Raw genomic sequence first — 19,864 nt, 5'->3', positions numbered from 1 at the left:
GACAATGGGTCCGCCGGGTTAAACTGTAGGAGGAACAAGAATCCAGAATCCAGAATTCAGAAGTAGTGGAAGGGAGGGACAGACAGGAATTCAGAATCCAGAATCTAGAAGAAGGGGAAGGATTAAAACCACCGCCGTCGGTATCAGGTATTTGCAGTGCCAACCGTGTTGGTCTTAGGCTGTCAAACGGGTGAATTAGACGGCAAGGCCCGTAATCTTGTTTCATATTCTGGATCCCGGCTTCTGAATTAAGGATTCTAATGGTTTTCATTCTGAATTCTGAATTCTGCATTCTGGCTCTTTTAGGAGGTCTTACTAAATGGCTCCGCACAACATCTGGCTTGAGTGCGCCCTGTGGGTGCCGTTGGGCAAAGCGGCCGCCTGCCGGTTTCAGTACGGGCACCACATGGAGGTGCAGGGCAAGGCGCGGCCCGACCGTGCCCGCCTATGGGCCGCCCCGCCGGGCGGGGAACCGGTGGAACTGGCCTTGGTTGAGGACGGCGATACCTTGTCGGCAAAATTCTTCCCCGCAGTGCGCGGGGTTTATGCTCTCCTCGCGGAGTATGACCCGGGGGTCTGGTCGGTAACCGTGGACGGCCGTTACCTTCCGGGACCGGCTGAAGAGCAGGCCGGGGAAGAAGTGGTCCGGACCATCCGCTATGGCCATTTCGCCAAGCGGCTGGTGTTCGTCGAGCAGGACACGCCGTGGCCCGGATCGTTCGGGCGGGAGATGGAAATCGTGCCCCTGCCGCCCGCGGGAACGGAACAGGAAATCTTGGTCCAGTACCGGGGCCGGCCCCTCGGCGGGGCCAAGGTCCACGCGATCGGCCGCGGGCGGCCCGGGGGGCGTTACGGAATAACGGATCCGGACGGCAAATTGGAGTTCGGGCTCCCCGCCGGGGAGTGGCTTTTGTTCGCCCGGCACGAATCGCCGGGCACGGACGCGGACGGCGCCGACCTGCGCGTGACGGGCGTGGTTCTCGCCCTTACCCGGTCCTGAAGGGGGACGGCTTAGAGACAAAAGGCGGGAGGTGCGGCGGTTTTGGGGTTTGACAATGGAGATGTGTTGCGCAGGCTCCCTGCCGTAGATGAGCTTTTGCGGGAGCCGGAGGTGGAGGGGCTCCTTGCGGAGCACCCCCGCGCGCTCGTGGTGGCCGCGGTCCGCGAGGTGCTCCAGCACTGGCGGGAGACAGCGCGCGCCGAGCCCGGGCGGGTACCCGGGAGTCGGGAGGAGTTGGCGGCAAGAGCCGCCCGGGACGTGGCGGCAACCGTCCGCGCCAAGGCGCGTCCGGCCCTGCGGCGGGTGGTCAACGCGACCGGCGTGGTGTTGCACACCAACCTCGGACGGGCGGTCTTGCCCGACAGCGCCTTGCGGGCGGTGCACGAGGCGGCCGCCCACTATTCCAACCTGGAATTCAACCTGGACACCGGCCGGCGGGGCTCCCGCTACGCGCTGGTGGAGGACTTGCTTAAGCTTCTGACCGGGACTGAATCGTGCCTGGTGGTGAACAACAACGCCGCAGCCGTTCTGCTCGCCCTGGGCACCCTGGCGGCGGGCCGCGAGGTGATCGTTTCCCGGGGCCAATTGGTGGAGATCGGCGGTTCCTTCCGCATTCCCGAGGTGATGAAACAGAGCGGCGCCCGGCTGGTGGAAGTCGGGGCCACGAATAAAACGCACCTGCGCGACTACCGGGACGCGATCACGTCCGAAACCGCGCTTCTTTTGCACGTGCACGCGTCCAATTACCGGATCGTCGGCTTCACCCACGAGGTCGGCCTCGAGGAATTGACGGCCCTGGGCCGGGAATACGGTCTGCCGGTGATGTCCGACCTGGGCAGCGGTTTTCTGGTCGACCTGAGCCGGTTCGGCTATCCCTATGAGCCCACGGTACAGGAGACCGCGGGGGCCGGAGTGGACGTGGTGACCTTCAGCGGGGATAAGCTCCTGGGTGGGCCGCAGGCCGGGATCATCGCGGGCCGGCGCGAGGCCGTGGACCGGATGAAGAAAAACCCGCTCACCCGTGCGGTGCGGGTGGACAAGATGACCCTCGCGGCCCTGGAGGCGACGCTCCGGGAATACCTGGACCCCGAGGCGGCCCTGGAGAGAATCCCGACCCTGAAGATGCTCGCCGCCGGGGCCGGGGCGCTGGCGGAAAAGGCCGGGCGTCTGGCCGGGCTGCTGGGTCCGGTCCTTGTGGGCCGGGCCGAAGTCGGGGTGGAGGAGGACTTCTCCCAGGTGGGCGGGGGCGCCCTCCCCACTGCTCAGCCGAAGACCGTCCTGGTGACGGTGCGGCCGAAAGCCCTGTCACTGACCGAGCTCGCGGCCCGGCTGCGCGCGGCGGACCCGGCGGTGGTGGGCCGGGTGCAGGAGGAGCGGTTCTGCCTTGACCCGCGGACCATCGCCGAAGACGAATTCGCCCTGCTCACGGCGGCGTTGGACCGGGCGCTGGGGGTGACGGAATGAAGTACCTGGTCATCGGGACGGCGGGTCACGTCGACCACGGGAAAACCCAGCTCATCAAGGCACTCACCGGCATCGACACCGACCGCCTCCGGGAGGAAAAGGAGCGCGGGATCTCCATTGAATTGGGGTTCGCCTACATGGACCTCCCGGACGGGAGGCGGGCCGGCATTGTGGACGTACCCGGACATGAACGTTTTGTGAAACACATGCTGGCGGGAATCGGCGGCATCGACCTGGTACTGCTGGTGATCGCCGCCGACGAGGGGGTCATGCCCCAGACCCGTGAACACATGGACATTATTGGGCTTCTGGATATTGAGCGCGGCATCGTGGTGCTGAACAAGGTCGACCTGGTGGATCCGGACTGGCTGGAACTGGTGGAGGAAGACGTCCGCAACTTCCTGGACGGCACCGTGCTGGAGGACGCGCCGGTAATGCGGGTGTCGGCGCTGACCGGGGCGGGGCTGCCCGCCCTCCGGGAGGCGATCGTCGCGCAGACGGGCGGCCTGCGGGACCGGACCGGAGCGGGCCAGGCGCGCCTGCCGATCGACCGGGTCTTTTCGATCGTCGGATTCGGCACGGTGGTGACGGGCACCCTGGCGTCCGGCGCGCTGAAAATCGGGGACCCGGTCGAAGTGCTGCCGCGGCGCCTGGTTTCGCGGGTGCGCTCGCTCCAGGTGCATAATCAGAAGGTGCAGAAGGCCGGCTCCGGGCAACGGGTGGCGGTGAATCTGGTCGGCCTGGAGACCCAGGAGATCAACCGGGGGGACGTTCTGGCCGCGGCCGGCCTTTTCAAACCGACCCGGCGGGTGGACGTGCGGCTGTTTTTGCTGGGCAACGCGCCCCGGCCGCTCAAAAACAGGGCCCGGGTGCGTTTCCACCTGGGCGCGGCCGAAATCATGGGCCGCGTGCTGCTCTTGGACCGGGATGAATTGGCGCCGGGGGAGGAGTGCTACGCGCAAGTCATCCTGGAGGCCCAATCTGTCGCCGACCGGGGAGACCGGTTCGTGATCCGCTCCTACTCTCCGATGCGCACCATCGGCGGCGGGCGGGTGATCGACGCCAACCCGCCGCGGCACAAACGGAACCAGCCGCACGTGCTGGAGCGGTTGGCCACTCTCGAAAAAGGGAATCCGGGCGAGTTGATCAGCCAGTTTTTGCAGGGCGGCCCCGCGCCCCTCAACGAGAACGAAGTGGCCCAGGGCACGGGACTTGAGCCGGAGACGACCGCGGCCGTATGCCGGGAACTGGAGGCGGGGGGAGTCTTGCGCCGGCTGCCGGGCGCCGGGTTTTTGGCCCACACGGATGATTACCGGCGTTGGGAGCGGGCCGTGACCGGGATACTCAAGGACTACCACGGGCGCTACCCGCTGCGGGAGGGCCACCCTCGGGAGGAACTCCGTTCCCGGGCGTTCTCCGGATTCAGCACGGCCAGGTTCCAGGACTTCCTGGCGGCGCTGGAAACCGACGGCGTGGTGACCCTCTACCCGCAGAGCATCGCCTTCCGGGAGTTCGCCGAGCGGGAACTGCCGGAGAAAGCCAGGAAAACGCTGACGGAGCTGGAAGGCCTGTTCCGCGCCGGCGGGATGCAGCCGCCGGCCACTATTCAGGCTTTGGAGAAACTGGGGCTCCCGGATCCGGAAGGTCAGGAGTACCTGCATCACCTGATCCGGGGCGGAACGCTGGTCAGGGTCGACAATGAGTGGTGTTTTCACTCCGAGGCGGTGGAGGAAGCCAGAAGGCGGATCGCGAACTACCTGGCGGACCACGAGGGCCTCTCGGTGGGGGAGGCGCGAAACCTTTTGGGGACGTCCCGCCGGTACACTCTGCCGCTCCTGGAGCACTTTGACCGGACCCGGTACACGAAGCGGGTGGGGGACTTGCGCTTTCTGGTGAAGAAATGAGCGGGGCCGGCGCCGATGCGCGCCTTGCGGCAACGTGAACCAGGAGAGTGTTGCAAAACCAGAAGTTACTTTAAACGCTTGGAGACCGCGAAAAACAAGCATGGCGCGAAAGGCGAAGGCGGACGGCGCGGAGCGTACTGGGTAGTACGTGAGCACCGGACGGCGAGCCTGACAAAGCTAGGCGCAGTTTTGCAGCGGTCTCCTAGGGGGGGTGGTCATCAATGAACACTGAGCCTATCAGGCGGGTTGAGGTAGTCGCCGGCACGGGGCGGCACGTGGTCCAGGCCGCGGCCACCGTTACCCCGGACGGGGTGATCGTGGCGCTTTTGGGCGGTGAACGCCCGCACGTCGGGGCGGTGGCCCTCGGCCTGCCGCGCCCGAGCCTGGATGATCCGGCAAAGGTGAGCAGCAACGTGGCGGTCCTGCCGGTATTGGGGCACAAGGACGACGAGGTGGCCCGGCCGGCCGCTGCCCGGGCGGCCCGGGAACTGAACCGGACCGTGGTGGTCGTCGCCGGGCTGCACGTCGACCGGGCGGGCCAAGACGATATCGAACTGCTGGTAGAAAACGCCGGGCAGGCCCTGACCAGGCTCATCGAATTGGTAGGACAAGCCTCCATAGGCAGCGACCCCTGAGACTTTCCAATATTTACGGTCTGGAAAAGGGAAGAAAACAAGGTATAATGGCGTAAAACAGCCGTATCACTGGCTAAACAGGCTAGGACGGGAAGGCTTGGGTTCCGGCAGACAGGAGCGGGAGGTGATGGAAACCAAGACCGGCAGGCCCAAGGCGGTACCGGCTCTATCGGCCTTTTACGAACTGAGACGGCTGGCATCAGGGAGGTAATGATGCAAAAACGCCTGATTCTTGCGGCTCTGTGCTCCTGCATTATAGTCCTGTTTTCCGCCGGCACCGCTTTTGCGGCCACGCACACGGTCCAGGCGGGTGAGTCCTTGTTCAAAATCGCCCAGCGTTACGGCGTGTCCACGGCGGACCTGATCGCCGCGAACGGTCTCGGCAACCGGACCGAGATCCGCCCGGGACAGACCCTGACCATACCGGGCCGGAACACCTACACCGTGCGTCCCGGAGACTCCCTGTTCAAAATCGCCCAGCGCTACGGAACCGACTACCGCGAACTAATGCGCCTAAATGGTCTCACCAAAGCCGAAATCCATCCCGGACAGATTCTAAGGGTTCCGGTTGGGGGAGCCCAAGCAGGTGCGGCCCCCAGCCGCTGGTTGGTATCGGCCCGGGACTTTGACCTGTTGGCCCGGTTGATCACTTCCGAGGCGGATTGCCAGCCTTTCATAGTTAAGGTTGCCGTCGGCGCCGTGGTGCTGAACCGAGTCAAATCCCACCTTTTCCCCAACACCATCGCCAGCGTGATCTATGACCGGTCGCACGGCAAGTACCAGTTCGAACCGGTCTTGAACGGCTTCATCAACCGGCCGGCCACCCCCGAATCGGTGCGGGCGGCCCAGGCGGCGCTGAACGGGGAGGACCCCTCCTGGGGGTCGCTCTTCTTCTTCGAACCCTGGGTGACCAACCGCTTCCTGCACACCCTGCCGGTGGCCCGCGACCTCGGTGCGTTCCGTTTCGCCTACCCTCGCTAGACAGCCAGTTAAAACCCTGGTTTGCCGGACCCTTGGGGGTCCGGTTTTTTTCTGCCCGGGCAAGGTTTTTAACCGGCCGGAGAAAACACAAACACCTAACCCGGTTTAACTGCCGTACAACCCGGTTTAATAAGCAATTCACAGTCCATCCAGTGTATGGGAAAAGGTTCTTCTTATATACTGGGTGACATTAGCGACGCCCCGATTGTCGGGGATATCTGCATTCTGGCTTCCATGGACCGGTCGAATACATTTTTTCGTCAGGAAAACGCTTGACTTGATTAGGGCAAAAAGATAGAATATTTTCACTATAGAAAAACAGCCATAAACATACAACTTATAAGGCCTAATCCCAGCAAGAAAAACGCAAGATTTTTTTATTTTTTTCATAATTAACTTATTGATTATTATGAAAATTTGGGCGGGGGGTAATAGCTAAATGTTGTCTGGCGAGAGTCTGGTCGCCGTTCTGGTCCTGTTGCCGGTGGCAACAGCCGCCGCGAGTCTGGCGATCAAGGATGAGCGGTTGCGGCGGCTTCTGATTATCCTGCCATCGGGTGCCTTGATCGCCGCATCCGTACTGCTCCTGGTTCAGGTCCTCGAAAACGGACCTTTGACCTTCACCCCCTCCGGACACTGGGATTCACTCATCCTGATTATTGAACTCGTGTTGCTGGCGTATTTCGTTTATGTCGGCGTGGTGCGCAAACATCTTTTGGTGTTGGGACTGGGGGCGACGCAGCTCGTACTGTTCGCCCTCTTCAAGTTCGCCTGGCTGCCGTCGGGGTTCAAGGTTCAGCCGGCCTTCCACATTGACCTGCTGGCCGTGATCATGTGCCTGGTGATCTCGGTGACCGGCAGCCTGATCGTAATGTACGCCCTCAACTATATGCAGAGCCACGAGCGGCACCTGAAGCTCGGGGCCACACGGCAGCACGTTTTCTTCTTCTTCCTGGTCGGTTTTCTGGGCGCGATGAACGGGGTGGTCTTCGCCAACAGCCTCTTGTGGTTCTTCCTTTTCTGGGAACTGACCACGCTTTGCTGCTACCACCTGATCCGGCACGATCTTACCGAAGAGGCGGAACAGTCGGGCCTGCGCGCGCTCTGGATGAACCTGGTGGGCGGCCTGGCCCTGGTGGCCGGAATGAGCCTCGCGTACCAGGCGTCTGGGTCGCTCTCGCTGCTCGATTTGACCGGGTTCGGCACCGTGGCCCCGGTCATGCTCCTGCCGCTCGCCCTGTTTTGCTTCGCCGGTTTCACGAAGGCGGCCCAGGTCCCCTTCCAGAGCTGGCTCCTGGGGGCGATGGTGGCGCCTACTCCGGTCTCCGCGCTGCTGCACTCCAGCACCATGGTCAAGGCCGGGGTCTACCTGGTGCTCCGCCTGGCGCCGGGCTACGAGGGAACGTACCTCTCGGCCGGCATCGCTGTGTTCGGCGCTTTTGTCTTCATGATTACTTCGGTCCTGGCCATCAGTCAGAACGTCTCCAAGCGGGTGTTGGCCTATTCGACCATCTCCAGCCTGGGGCTGATCATCTGTTGCGCCGGAATCAATACCGGCTTGGCCATAGCCGCGGCGATCGCCCTGATCATCTACCACGCCGTCGTCAAGGGCGTCCTGTTCCTGGCGGTCGGGATTATGGAACAGAGCATCCACAGCCGGGATATCGAGGATATGGAGGGATTGGTCACCCGGTTGCCGGCCTTGGCCGGGATGGCGATCATCGGAATGGTCGTGATGCTGTTCGTGCCCTTCGGGGTGCTGTTCGCCAAGTGGGCCGCCCTCCAGGCCGCGGCCGCCGCACCTACCGTCTGGTTCTCACTGGTGGTGGCCTTCCTGGTCATCGGCAGCGCGGCCGGGATAGTCTTCTGGGTCCGCTGGATCGGTCGGCTGATGAGCCACACGGCCGCCGGGGCGGGGGCTCCGGAGGCCGCACCGCCGGAGGCCGAGCCGCGGGGGTCGCTTTCCTACCTGGTGGTGGCCGGTCTGTTGGCGGGCGGCGTAGTCTTAAGCGTCCTGGCGGCGCCTCTGGTGTCCTACCTTATCAATCCGGCCGGAGCGGCGATGGGCTACAGTCCGGCCCTGGATACGGCGGGGTGGCACCTCAAAACGTCTTTCGGCTTCTTTACCCCGTGGGTGCTCTTTGTCGTGATCGGAGCGGCGCTGCTGCTGCCGGCGCTGCTGGTCCGGGTGCGCACCGAGGATATCCGTCCGGTCTACCTGTGCGGGGAGCACCAGGCGTCCTCAGCCGGCGGACCGGTGTTCACGTCGCTGGGCGACCAGGCGGTGCTCCTCGCGACCGGAGGGTTTTACTGGAGCCGGGTGTTCGGTGAGCGGAGCCTTAATGTATGGGTGAACGGAGCCGGAATCGCGCTCCTGGCCGCCCTGTTTGTGGGGGTGATCGTGTGAGCCTGACCGAACTGTTGATCGGCCTCGCCGCCCTGGTGCTGGCCCCCTTCGTGGGCGGTTTCCTGCGCGGGGTCGACCGGAGGATCACCGCCCGGATGCAGGGCCGGATCGGCCCGCCGGTACGGCAGCCGTTTTACGATTTCCTGAAGCTCTGGGGCAAGGCGCCCTCACTGCCCAACAGGGCATCGCTGGTGTGGGTCTGGGGTTATCTTTTGCTGACCATGGTGACCGTGTTTATGCTGTTCGTCGGCCAGGACCTGTTGATCATCTTTTTCGTGCTGGCCTTCGCGGCCGCCTGTTTGGCCTTCGGGGCCTACAGCGTCCGTTCGCCGTACGCGCACATCGGAGCGCACCGGGAACTTTTGCAGATGCTGTCCTACGAACCGATCCTTCTGCTGACGGTCGTGGCCATCTTTCTTCAGACCGGCACCTTCATGGTTTCGGGGGTGCTGGAGCACGGCCAACCGCTCCTGTTGACACTGCCGCTGGCGTTTGTGGCCGTTTTGGTGGCCCTGGGCATCAAGCTCCGCAAGTCGCCGTTCGATATCTCGGCTTCGGAGCACGCCCACCAGGAACTGGTGCGCGGCGTGTACACCGAATATTCGGGCCGCACCCTGGCCCTTATTGAACTGGCCCACTGGTACCAACTGGTCCTGATTCTGGCGTTTGTGGCCCTCTTCTGGGCCCAGCCGCTTTGGGCGGGGGTGCTCCTGGCGCTCGGCGCCTATTTCCTGGAGTTCGTGGTCGACAACGTCACCGCCCGTGTGCGCTGGACCTGGATGTTGTCCATCAGTTGGGGTAAAGGAGTCGGGCTGGTCCTGCTGAATATCGTCCTCATCCAGTTCGTGTTCAGCAGCGCAAGGGTGTAGCACAAGGAGGAGTAGGGAACGGTGGGATTAATCAGCAAGGCCCGCGTGAAGTCACCCTGGATCGTCCACTACTGTTGCGGCAGTTGCAACGGCTGCGACATCGAGATTCTGGCCTGCCTGACGCCGTACTACGACGTCGAGCGATTCGGCATATTAAACATTGGCAACCCCAAACACGCCGACCTTTTGGTGGTGACCGGCCCGGCGAACAGGCGCAGCTCCAGAGTGCTGAAGAATCTCTACGAACAGATGCCCGACCCGAAGCTGGTCATGGCCGTCGGGGCTTGTACGGCCACCGGGGGCGTGTTCCACAACTGCTACAACATCCTGGGCGGCATCGACCAGGTGATCCCGGTGGACGTCTACGTTCCCGGGTGCGCGGCCCGGCCCGAGGCCGTCATCGACGGCGTGGTGCTGGCGCTGGATAAGCTTAGCAAAATCAAGTAGGCGGTGGTGAAGCCGGTTATGGAGACGATCTCGGTGGGCAAGGGCGAACTCGGCCTCGCGGTGCAACGGTTGCTCGACGAGAACAGCCGTCTGGTCACGGCGGTCTGTCTGGACCAGGAAGAGCACTTCGTCGTAAAATATTTCTTCCATAAGGAACCGGATCTCGTGTGCCTCGCGGTAAAGGTGGGGAAGGACGAGGAACTCCCCAGCATTTCCGGGCTGCACCTGAACGCGGCGCTGATCGAGAACGAGATGAAGGAGTTCTTCGGGATCAACATCACCGGCATCGCCCTGGATTTCGGAGGCCGGCTGCTCCTGTCGGAGGAGAGCCCCCGGGCACCGCTGTTGAAGAAACGACCCGAGACTGGAGACGGAGGGATAGACTGACCTATGCCGAGGATGACGTTTCCGTTCGGCCCGCAGCACCCCGTACTTCCGGAAGCGATTCAGCTGAAGCTGACCGTGGAGGATGAAAGGGTCGTCGAGGTGTTGCCGGCGATCGGCTATATGCACCGGGGCATCGAAAAAGCGGCCGAAAAGAATCCATACATTAACAACGTGTTTTTGTGCGAACGGATCTGCGGGATTTGCAGCTTCATCCACGGGATGGCCTACTGCCAGACGATCGAGGAGATCATGGAGGTGAAGGTGCCGCCCCGGGCCGAGTACCTGCGGGTGATTTGGAGCGAGCTTTCGCGTCTGCACAGCCACCTGCTGTGGCTCGGGCTCCTGGCCGACTCCTTCGGCTTTGAGAGCCTGTTTATGCAGTGCTGGCGGGCCCGCGAGATCGTGCTCGACATGTTGGAGATGACCACCGGACAGCGGGTGATCCAGTCGACCTGCGTGATCGGTGGAGTAAGGCGCGACATCGACGCCGAGCAGGCCGCCCGGATGCGGGAGATGCTCAAAACCCTAAAGCCTCAGATTGACGCCGTGATTCCGGTCTTCAAGCATGACTACACCATTAAGTCCCGCACGGTGGGCAGGGGCGTGCTGCCCAAGGACCAGGCTTGGAAGCTGGGCGCGGTCGGACCGACCCTGCGCGGCAGCGGCGGCGCTTGGGACGCCCGCTTGACCGGTTACGCGGCGTACGGCGAACTGGGGTTCGAGCCGATGGTGGAGACGGACGGCGACAGCTACGCCCGGACCCAGGTGCGGGTTCGGGAGACATATCAGGCTTATGAACTGGTGTTGAAGGCGCTGGACCGGCTGCCGGAAGGCGAGACCAAGGTCAAAGTGAAGGGTTTTCCGAACGGTGAGGCCGCGATCCGCGTCGAGCAGCCACGCGGGGAGCTTTTCTACTACGCTCTGGGCGACGGGACTTCCCACCTGGAGCGGCTGAAGGTGCGCACGCCGACGTTCGTCAACATCCCGGCGCTATTGACCATGCTGCCGGGCTGTGAGATCGCCGATGTTCCGGTGATTGTGCTTTCGATCGACCCGTGTATGTCCTGTACCGAAAGGTAAGCGGCCGGCGGTGATGAGCCGCCCCATAGCAAAGCGGGGGTGTGTGGAAATGCCCTGGATGATCCCCAACATCGCGAAAAACCTGACCGGTTCACCGGCCACCCGCAAGTACCCGTTTGAAAAGCGGCCGTACTTTCCGGGCACGCGGGGCAGACTGGAGGTTGATTTTCTCACCTGCGGCTACTGCGGCCTGTGCGAGCGGGTGTGTCCCGCGCAGGCCATCAAGAAGATCGGGGACAAAAAGGACCCCGACGTGACGATTCTGTACAAACCCTTCGCTTGCATCTACTGCGCCCGCTGCGTCGAGGTCTGCAAGTTTGGGTCCGTAAAGATATTCGAGGAACACACCGCGCCGGCCGACCGGAAACTGACGCTGGGGCGGGAAGGAGAGCCGGTCGACGAGGAATTTGTGCTGAACAACGGCTTTTGACCAGGTGGCTTAACCTGACTGTCGAGAAGGGCCGGTTGCGGCCCTTCCTTTCGTGTTGGCGGCCGGGCAGGAATTCGGCCTGACGGGACCGAATACTCCTTACAGGTAAGAACCATATCTGCAGTGGAGGAGACGAGGACATGTGCGTACAAAGTCCCTGGGAAAAGGCCCTTGAGTTTCACGGGCACGTTTGTCCGGGATTGGTGATCGGCTTCCGGGCCGCCGAGGCCGGCTTGCGGGAGTTGGGCCTTGACCCGGCGGGCGCCCAGGGTGCGGACCTTGTTTGTGTGGTCGAGAACCGGGCCTGCGCCGCGGACGCCGTCCAAGCCGTGACCGGTTGTACTCTGGGCAAGGCCAACCTGGTGGTCGCCGACCACGGGAAGCACGTGTACACTTTTGCGCGGCGCGAGGCTGGAGGAGAGGCGGTTCGGGTGTCCTTGACCGCGCCCGTCCCGGAGCTGGAGGAATTGCACGCCATGCAGGAAAAAGCTTTCAACGAGCCCGGCGAGGAAAACCGCCGGGCCTTCGCCCGGAAGCGCGAGGATATCTCGGACCGCCTGATGGAAATGCCGGAGAGCGAACTCTTTCAAGTCCGCAGGGTGAGGATGGAGCCCCCGGTCCGGCAGCGGGTGAAGTGCCTGGCGTTGTGCGGCCGGTGCGGCGAATACGTTTTCGAGGACCGGGCGGCCGATCAAGGCGGGCGCGTATTGTGCCCGCCCTGCGCCGCCGAATAGAGGGGGAAAAGGATGGCCGCGAGGGGAGCCCGCAAAAAGAGGAGCGGCAGAGCCGCCGGCCCCGGCCGCGGAGGCGGCGCGGGGGAAGCCGCGGGCGGCGGCAAAGACCGGAAAGACCATAAGGCAAAGGGGACTGTTAAGGGGACAGTCCCCCTCGGACCCAAGGGGACTGTCCCCCTAGGGGCCAAGGAGCCAACCGGAAGGGGACAGTCCCCCTCGGGGCCAAGGGGACAGTCCCCCTACAACCGTAAGGGGACTGTTCCCCTGGGAGCCAAGGAGGACATCCCTCCCATGGGCACGGCGGCCCGGATTGTGGGGATGCTTGTCAACCCGGTCCGCACCCTGGAGGACATCATCCGCCGGCCGCGCGCGCTGACGGCGGCGTCACTGCTTTTGGCCACCAACGTGCTTTTTGTGCTGCTGATCTGGGACAAGATACTAGAGCACTCCCACTGGCTGGTGGAACACGCCCCACCGCCGGGGGTACCCGCGGATGAACTGGCCCGCTTTGCCGCCCTAGCGCCGGGTGTAGCGGCGACGAACGCCCTGCTCGGCCCTGTCATCACCTGGTTCATGATTGTCTTGCTTTTTCGGATTCTAGCGAGCGGCGCGGGGCGCGCGGTTACGTTCGGCTTGTTGTTCAACCTGGTTGTTTTCGGAATGGTGCCGTACGTGCTGGGACTCTACCTGGATTCAGTGGTGCGGTTTTTCGCCGACCCCCAGCGCGCCGATTATCTGCAACTGAGCGTCAGTGCGGTCTATCTCGTGCCCGAAGGCGTGGACGCCAAATGGTTCCCGTTGCTTAACGCGGTAAACCCGTTCACGATCTGGGGGCTGGCCCTGGCCTCCATTGGCGGCGCCAAGCTCCTGGACCTCAGGGTCGCGCGGGTGGCGGTGCCCTTATTAGGGTTATGGTTCCTGCTGGCCCTCCTCCGGAGCTTCAGCCCGGCTGCCGCCGGCTAGGAGAGTGTTGCAAAACCAAAAATTGCTCTAAACGCTTGGAGACCGCGAAAAACAAGTATGGCGCGAAAGGCGAAGGCGGACGGCGCGGAGCGTACTGGGTGGTACGTGAGCACCGGACGGCGAGCCTGACAAAGCCAGGCGCAGTTTTGCAGCGGTCTCCCAGGAGCGAAACCGAACGCGGGAAGGAGCAGGGCTCGGGGCATCCTGTTTGCGCCTGGCGGGTATATTGGGGGTGTGTGGAGAAAGATTGAACAGCGGAAAGGCTTGGAACACAACCAGGGCGAAGTGGGGAATCCATAAATGAGAGTGGCCGTATTCACCGACAGCTATCGCCCCTACACCAGCGGGGTGGTGCGCTCCATAGAAACGTTCAGCGAGGAATTGCTCGCCCTGGGCCATCAGGTCTATATTTTCGCGCCTCGATACGGACAGGTGCACGCCCGGGAGGAGTCCATTTTCCGCTTCTACTCCGTACCGTCCCCGACGAATCCCGGCTACAACATCGCGATTCCGATCTCCCTGCGCCTCAAAGGCACTCTGAAACAACTCAAGGTGGACATCATCCACGTGCATTCACCATTCATGCTCGGCCGGCTGGGAGCCCGGTGCGCACGGGACCTTGGGCTGCCACTCGTATTCACCTACCACACCCTGTACGACCAGTACGTGCACTACCTCCCGGTGGCTCGCAACCTGACGCGGAAGATGACCCAGAAACTGTCGGCACAGTTTTGCAACCGGTGCGACATGGTCCTGGTACCCACCTGGGTGATCGGCGAATATATCCGCGGCCTTGGGGTGCAAGTGCCCGTAACCAAGCTTCCCACCGGAATCAAGATCGAGGATTTTCAGCAGGGTGACCCGCGCTGGCTCAGGGAGCGGTACGGGATAGCGGCGGAAGAGAAAGTGCTCCTCTTTGTGGGCCGCATGGGGCAGGAAAAGAACATCGATTTCCTGCTGCGGGCCTACCGGCAGGTCCTGGACGGCCCCCGCAAAACCCCGGTCCGCCTGGTGCTGGTCGGCGGCGGTCCGGAGACCGGAAACCTGAAACTTCTAGCACGGGCGCTTGGTATCGGTGAGCGCACGGTGTTCACCGGCCCTCTGGCCGGACGGGACGTGGCAAGCTGTTATGCCGGGGCCGACCTGTTCGTGTTTGCGTCCGTGACTGAAACACAGGGGCTGGTGATCGGCGAGGCCAAGGCCGCCGGGGTACCGGCCGTGGCGGTGGACGCGTTCGGCGTGGCCGAAATGGTCAGCCACGGTGAGGACGGGTTCCTGACCGGCTTGTCCGAGGAGGCCTTCGCCGAAAGAATTCTGCTGCTTTTAAGCGATGATGAGCTGCACCGGAGAATGGCCGCTGCCGCCCGGAAAAACGCCCGCGAACTATCCGCCGGAGTGCTGGCGGCCCAACTGGAAAGCCTGTACCGGCGCCTGATCGAACACCCACCGTATTTATCACGGGTACGCTAGATCAGAATTCAGAAGCCAGAAGCCAGAATTCAGAATGAGAAAACCAAAACGGGGCAGAGCCATAAAGGGGTAGTCACCCTAAGGGCCAGAATTCAGAAGCCGGAATGGGAAGAACAAAATGGAGCAGAGCCACGAAGGGGGCAGTCCCCCTCTCCCCAAGGGGACAGTCCCTCTCTCCCCAAAGGGACTGTCCCCCTCTACCAGCCAACGTCCCGGTGGAATGAGAAGCCGATCACACTCGGTCCGACGTGGGCGCCGATTACGCCCCCGACACGGCAGGACAGGTCGGGGCCGGACCCCGCGCGCGCGGCTAGTTTTTCCCCGAGCTGGGCAAAAAGCTCAGGGGTGTTCCCGTGGGTGACGCCGTACTTAACCGGCCCCTGGCGCACCGCCTCCTCCAGCACACCCGCCAGGCGTTCCAGCCCTTTGGCCCGCCCCCGCACTTTGTCAAAGGGGGTGACCTGGCCGTCTTTGAGCGTTAACAACGGCTTGATGTTGAGCAGGGTGCCCAGAAGGCCTTGCGCCCGGCCGATGCGACCGCCCCGCTGCAGGTACTCCAGGGTGTCCACCATGAAGTAGATGCCGGTGGACTCCAGAATGGAATTCAACAGCGCGAGTATTTCCGACCGGTCGAGGCCAGCCTGTGCCGCCCGCGCCGTGGCGAGCGTCGCCATGCCCAGAGGGATGCTGGTAAGCTTCGAGTCGATGACGTCGATCGAAGCGTCCGGGAGCAGGGCCCGGGCGGCCTGGGCGGAGTGCACGGTGCCGCTCAAGGCCGCCGAGATGTGTATGGAAATGATCTCCCGGCCCTCTTCCGCCAGGGGCCGGTAGACGTCCAGGAACTCCGCCGGGGACGGCTGAGAAGTGGAGGCCGGAAGCTCGGCCAGGCGGGCAAAGAACTGTTCCGGCGCAAGGTCGATTCCGTCGCGGTAGAACTCCTCGTCGCTGAAGATCACTTTCAGGGGGACCACAACAATCTCGTGCCGCTCGGCCAGTTCGGCGGGAATGTCGGCGGTGCTGTCGGTAACAATTTGAACGCTTTTCGTCAAGGCTCATCACTCCACTGAAATAATGAAATGGTACAGGGGTTGTCCACCGTAGTACAGCTCGAACTCGGCGCCGGGGAAGACCGCTTGGAGCCCGGCGATTATTTCCTCGGCTTCAGCAGTGCTCACGTCTTTGCCGTGGTATAGCGTCACCAGGCTGCCGGCAGCCACCAGTGCGCCGATCACTTTCTCGGTCACCTCGCTCAGGCCGCCGCCGGTGACCAGGTTCGCTTCGGCAATGCCGAGCCAACCCCCCGCGGCGATTTCCTGCCCGTCCATCGCCGCGTCCCGCACCGCCTGGGTGACCTCGCCGGTCAGCACATTTCCGAGAGCGGCTTCCATCCGGGAGGCGTTCGTCTCCAGGTCCGCGTCCAGCGCAAAGGAGAGCATGGCGGCCAGGCCCTGGGGCACAGTGCGGCTGGGCACCACGCGCACTTCCTTCTTGGACAGCGCCTGGGCCTGCTGGGCGGCCAGGATGATGTTCGAGTTATTCGGCAGAATGAGTACCCGGTCCGCGGGAACGCGCTCCACAGCGCGCAGAATCTCCTCGGTGCTCGGGTTCATCGTCTGCTGTCCGGGCACAACAGCGTCGGTTCCGAGACTTTCAAAGATCTTGGCCAGTCCCTCGCCGGAGACCACCGCCACCAGCGCCAGGGGTTTCCTGGGTTGTTTGAGTTCGGCGGTCTGGTCGGCCATGTTGTTGATATGCACCTCGTGCAGGGTGCCGTGGCGCAGACCCTCCTCGAGCACGCGCCCGGGGTTGTTGGAATGGATGTGGACCTTGAGCATGTTCCCGTTGCCGGCCACCATCAGGCAGTCGCCCAAATGGCGCAGGCCGGCTCGCAGTTCATCACTCTTCAGGTCCGGACCCCGCACTAAAAACTCGGTGCAATAGAGGAAACGGATATCCTCCAACTCTTCCAAGTGCGGGGTACTCTGCGCCGAACCGGTGAGGAAGTCAAACGGGGCAGTGAGCAGTTCCTCCTCCCGGAAGCGCCGGAAGACGTGGAGCATACCCTCGAGAATGACCAGAAGTCCCTTGCCTCCCGCATCGACCACCCCGGCTTGTTTCAGCACCGGCAAGAGTTCCGGGGTCAGGGTCAGGGTTTCGGCACCCCGCCGGTAAATCTGGAGGCCTAAGCGGCGGATGTCCGGGCTGCGCTCTGCCGATTCGCGGGCCGCTTCCGTGGCGCTTCGCGCGACGGTAAGGATTGTGCCCTCCACCGGATCGCTTATCGTCCGGTAGGCGAATTCCACCCCCTTCTCAAAAGCCTCGGCGATGTCTGCGGCGCCGGCCTGGTCCTTGCCGGCCAGGGCAGCGGAAAAACCCTGCAGAATCTGCGACAGGATCACGCCGGAATTGCCGCGGGCTCCCAGAAGCGCACCCCGGGCCATCGCCTCGGTCACGGCACCGATTGACTCGTCGCTGGTTTGACCCAGTTCCTGCAACGCGCCCATGAAAGTCAGGTACATGTTGGTGCCGGTGTCACCGTCGGGTACCGGGAAAACGTTCAACCGGTCGATTTCCTGGCGCATGCGGGCCAGGCGGGCCGCCCCCGCGATCAGCACTTCCTGCAACTGGGCTCCGTTGATGTACTGCACGATAAACCAGGCACTCCCCTTGACATTTCTCTCATAATTCCGTCTTCGACAGAACGGATGCAAATCCCTCTAACCCGACGATGCAAGTGATTCACCGGTGTTTTAGCCCGGCACGCAACTTTTTTGCGGCCGATTCCCGGCGGATGCTATAATGTGCTTGGGTTGCTAAGGAGAGGAGTGGGCTGTTGACGGGAATTCCGGACGCCGGTGCGGAAAAAGCGGTGCTGGTAGGGGTGGGACTCGGGGACGCGACGCAGGAAGAGGTGCGGGATAGCCTCGCTGAGTTGGGGCGTTTGGCTGCCACGGCTGGGGCCGAAGTGGCGGGCACCGTCGTCCAGAGGAGGCCGCGCCCGGACCCGGCGCACTTTGTCGGCCGCGGCAAGGCCGAGGAATTGGCGGCGCTTTGCAGTGCCGCCGGTGCGGAACTCCTCATCTTTGACCAGGACCTGTCTCCGGCCCAGGCCCGAAACCTGGAGAATACGACCGGTGTGCGGGTGCTCGACCGCACCCAGATCATCTTGGATATCTTTGCGAGCCGGGCCCGCACCCGCGAAGGAAAACTCCAGGTGGAACTCGCCCAGCTGAACTACTTTTTGCCGCGCCTGACCGGCCGGGGCACCGAACTCTCACGGCTGGGCGGCGGCATCGGCACCCGGGGTCCCGGTGAAACCAAACTGGAAACGGACCGGCGCCGCATTCGCCAACGGATCGCCGACCTACAGCGCGAGATCGCCGAGGTCCGCCGGCACCGGCAGCTGCTCCGGCAGGCCCGCCAGACGGTCCCAGTGCCGCTGGTGGCCCTGGTGGGATACACCAACGCCGGAAAGTCCTCGCTTCTAAACGCTCTCACCGGTGCGGGGGTATTCGTTGAAGACCGCCTGTTCGCCACGTTGGACCCGACCAGCCGGCAATTGCGCCTCCCGACGAACGAGGTCGTGGTGCTCACCGACACGGTGGGGTTTATCCGGCATCTGCCGCACCACCTGGTGGCTGCCTTCCGGGCCACTCTGGAAGAGGTCGTGGAGGCCGACCTTTTGCTGCACGTGGTCGACCTGAGCCACCCGGCCCACCGGTCCCACATCACAGCGGTGGACGGAGTGCTCGAGGAACTGGGCGCCGCCGGCAAGCCGCGGCTGATGGTGTTCAATAAAGCCGACCTGGTCGCCTCCGGGGAACCAGAACTCCTGGGGCGAAACGACCTGGCCGTATCTGCCGCGACCGGAACCGGTTTGGATGCCCTTAGGGCCGCCGTTGCGGACGCGCTGTCCGCCCGGCGGACGCGGGAGCGTTTCCTGATCCCCTACGGCCACTCCCGGTTGGTGGCGCTGGCGCATGAACACGGCCTGGTGCTGGCGGAACACCACCGGGAGGACGGGGTGGAGATCAAGGCCGAACTGCCGGTGGCCTGGGCGCGCCGAATCGCGGCGCGGCTTGAGGAACTTGAAGAGCAAGCAGATTCTTGACTTTAGGGCTCGTTTTCGCTAAGATAAGAAAGACGAACGGGATGTAGCTCAGTTTGGCTAGAGCGCACGGTTCGGGACCGTGAGGCCGCAGGTTCAAATCCTGTCATCCCGACCATTTACCTTCCACAAAGCCAGCGATACCAAGGGTTCCAGGGTTTTAACAAAATAAGGGAGCCGGGCAAGAGTTTCAAAAGGGTTCCGCAAGGAACCCTTGATTTTTGCGGGTTTGCGGGTTTGCGGCGGACAATTCGGCGGACAGTTGACGGGCATGTGGCGGACAATTCGGCGGACAATAAACGGGGCCGGAAAGCCTTGTGGCGCAAGGGCTGCGGGTCAATGTTCGGGAAGCGGGGCGGGGAAGTGACGGGCATATGCCCAAAATGCGGCAAAAGGAATTTTGTTGGAAGGGGGGGGGGTTAAGGTGCTGAACAAGAAACTGCGCGAAGTACTTGGATTGAACGAAGTCTTTTACGGCTATACAAAGACAGGTTCGGAAGAAGCATCTTGGCGAATCAGCGGGATTGAAACTTTGGAAATGTGGCTGATGGTCAATCTGGAAGGCTGGGAAAAAGTAAGAGTTGACAACGCGAAAGGCAAGCCGGTACTGCTGGCAGAAAACGGCGGAGTGTACATGCTGGCAGATGAAAGACTGAGAAGCATGTTTGTTTCAAGCCAGGTGGCAGAAGAATGACGCTGGGCCGCCAGGTGGTCCAGGAGCAGCGAAATAAGAGCGGGATATAGTCCAACATTCCCCGCCGGGGTTGCGGGGCGTGTGGGGCGTTGTGGAAGGCGCAAGGTTAGCGGCAAGAGCAACAAGCCACCCCGGGGGCTAACGCCCCCGGACCCCCAAGGGGAACCGGGGCACTGAAGGCGAAGAACCCCTGCCGGGGTTCTTCTTCTGGCCGTGACGCGGACGGGTACCGCGCTCACGGTCCGGCGGCCCGGGCGCGGACATTGGGTTCAACATGGCCAAATGGCCACC

At 63.0% G+C, this 19,864-nt stretch carries 18 protein-coding genes and 1 tRNA gene; 17 read left to right on the top strand and 2 right to left on the bottom strand.

Annotated elements, in window-relative coordinates; all coding sequences use genetic code 11:
- The first annotated feature begins 319 nt into the window (after nt 1-319).
- From AB1402_08875 to AB1402_08810, 14 genes are all read left to right on the top strand, one after another.
- Nucleotides 320-1,000, top strand: coding sequence for a DUF4198 domain-containing protein (locus AB1402_08875; GenBank protein ID MEW6541708.1), 681 nt, complete (start codon nt 320-322; stop codon nt 998-1,000).
- Between the two features lie 42 nt (nt 1,001-1,042).
- Nucleotides 1,043-2,464, top strand: a complete 1,422-nt coding sequence (gene selA / locus AB1402_08870) for an L-seryl-tRNA(Sec) selenium transferase (GenBank protein ID MEW6541707.1) — start codon at nt 1,043-1,045, stop codon at nt 2,462-2,464.
- On the top strand, nt 2,461-4,368 hold the full coding sequence (selB, locus tag AB1402_08865; protein MEW6541706.1) for a selenocysteine-specific translation elongation factor: 1,908 nt from the start codon (nt 2,461-2,463) through the stop codon (nt 4,366-4,368). The genes selA and selB overlap by 4 nt, the downstream gene beginning before the upstream one ends.
- Before the next feature lie 221 nt (nt 4,369-4,589).
- Entirely contained in the window at nt 4,590-5,003 is a 414-nt protein-coding gene (locus tag AB1402_08860; protein MEW6541705.1) for a hypothetical protein, read from the top strand.
- A gap of 213 nt (nt 5,004-5,216) precedes the next feature.
- Complete coding sequence (locus tag AB1402_08855) at nt 5,217-5,984, top strand: LysM peptidoglycan-binding domain-containing protein (protein ID MEW6541704.1); 768 nt, start codon at nt 5,217-5,219, stop codon at nt 5,982-5,984.
- 442 nt (nt 5,985-6,426) lie between these two features.
- Entirely contained in the window at nt 6,427-8,391 is a 1,965-nt protein-coding gene (locus tag AB1402_08850) for a proton-conducting transporter membrane subunit (protein ID MEW6541703.1), read from the top strand.
- Nucleotides 8,388-9,260 (top strand): complex I subunit 1 family protein, encoded by an 873-nt coding sequence (locus AB1402_08845; GenBank protein ID MEW6541702.1) that lies wholly within the window; start codon nt 8,388-8,390, stop codon nt 9,258-9,260. The genes AB1402_08850 and AB1402_08845 overlap by 4 nt, the downstream gene beginning before the upstream one ends.
- 21 nt (nt 9,261-9,281) lie before the next feature.
- Entirely contained in the window at nt 9,282-9,707 is a 426-nt protein-coding gene (gene nuoB / locus AB1402_08840) for an NADH-quinone oxidoreductase subunit NuoB (GenBank protein MEW6541701.1), read from the top strand.
- Nucleotides 9,708-9,725: 18 nt separating this feature from the next.
- On the top strand, nt 9,726-10,094 hold the full coding sequence (locus AB1402_08835; protein ID MEW6541700.1) for an NADH-quinone oxidoreductase subunit C: 369 nt from the start codon (nt 9,726-9,728) through the stop codon (nt 10,092-10,094).
- Between the two features lie 3 nt (nt 10,095-10,097).
- Nucleotides 10,098-11,174 (top strand): nickel-dependent hydrogenase large subunit, encoded by a 1,077-nt coding sequence (locus AB1402_08830; protein MEW6541699.1) that lies wholly within the window; start codon nt 10,098-10,100, stop codon nt 11,172-11,174.
- A 49-nt stretch (nt 11,175-11,223) separates the two neighbouring features.
- Nucleotides 11,224-11,604, top strand: coding sequence for a 4Fe-4S binding protein (locus tag AB1402_08825; GenBank protein ID MEW6541698.1), 381 nt, complete (start codon nt 11,224-11,226; stop codon nt 11,602-11,604).
- Between the two features lie 140 nt (nt 11,605-11,744).
- Entirely contained in the window at nt 11,745-12,338 is a 594-nt protein-coding gene (locus tag AB1402_08820) for an FmdE family protein (GenBank protein ID MEW6541697.1), read from the top strand.
- A gap of 291 nt (nt 12,339-12,629) precedes the next feature.
- Nucleotides 12,630-13,301 carry a YIP1 family protein gene (locus AB1402_08815; protein ID MEW6541696.1) on the top strand — a complete coding sequence of 224 codons (672 nt, stop codon included), beginning with the start codon at nt 12,630-12,632 and terminating at the stop codon, nt 13,299-13,301.
- Between the two features lie 300 nt (nt 13,302-13,601).
- Entirely contained in the window at nt 13,602-14,771 is a 1,170-nt protein-coding gene (locus tag AB1402_08810; protein MEW6541695.1) for a glycosyltransferase family 4 protein, read from the top strand.
- 197 nt (nt 14,772-14,968) lie between these two features.
- On the opposite strand, the gene AB1402_08805 is transcribed toward AB1402_08810, so the two are convergent.
- Nucleotides 14,969-15,820: a DegV family protein gene (locus AB1402_08805; protein ID MEW6541694.1), complete on the bottom strand. Its 852-nt coding sequence runs from the start codon at nt 15,818-15,820 to the stop codon at nt 14,969-14,971.
- Between the two features lie 6 nt (nt 15,821-15,826).
- Entirely contained in the window at nt 15,827-17,419 is a 1,593-nt protein-coding gene (locus AB1402_08800) for a DAK2 domain-containing protein (protein ID MEW6541693.1), read from the bottom strand.
- A gap of 185 nt (nt 17,420-17,604) precedes the next feature.
- Here AB1402_08800 and hflX point away from each other — a divergent pair, with 185 nt between their 5' ends.
- The 3 genes from hflX (at nt 17,605) to AB1402_08785 (ending at nt 19,573) form a co-directional block, all read left to right on the top strand.
- Nucleotides 17,605-18,882, top strand: a complete 1,278-nt coding sequence (gene hflX, locus AB1402_08795) for a GTPase HflX (protein MEW6541692.1) — start codon at nt 17,605-17,607, stop codon at nt 18,880-18,882.
- Nucleotides 18,883-18,919: 37 nt separating this feature from the next.
- Nucleotides 18,920-18,997 (top strand) — tRNA-Pro (locus AB1402_08790).
- A gap of 306 nt (nt 18,998-19,303) precedes the next feature.
- A complete protein-coding gene (locus AB1402_08785; GenBank protein MEW6541691.1) occupies nt 19,304-19,573 on the top strand; it encodes a hypothetical protein in 270 nt (89 codons plus the stop codon).
- The last annotated feature ends 291 nt before the right edge of the window (nt 19,574-19,864 follow it).

Source organism: Bacillota bacterium (genome assembly GCA_040757205.1).
GTDB lineage: Bacteria > Bacillota > Desulfotomaculia > Desulfotomaculales > Desulforudaceae > Desulforudis.
Note: the sequence above shows the minus strand (reverse complement) of the source record. Positions and strands in the feature narration are given on the sequence as shown.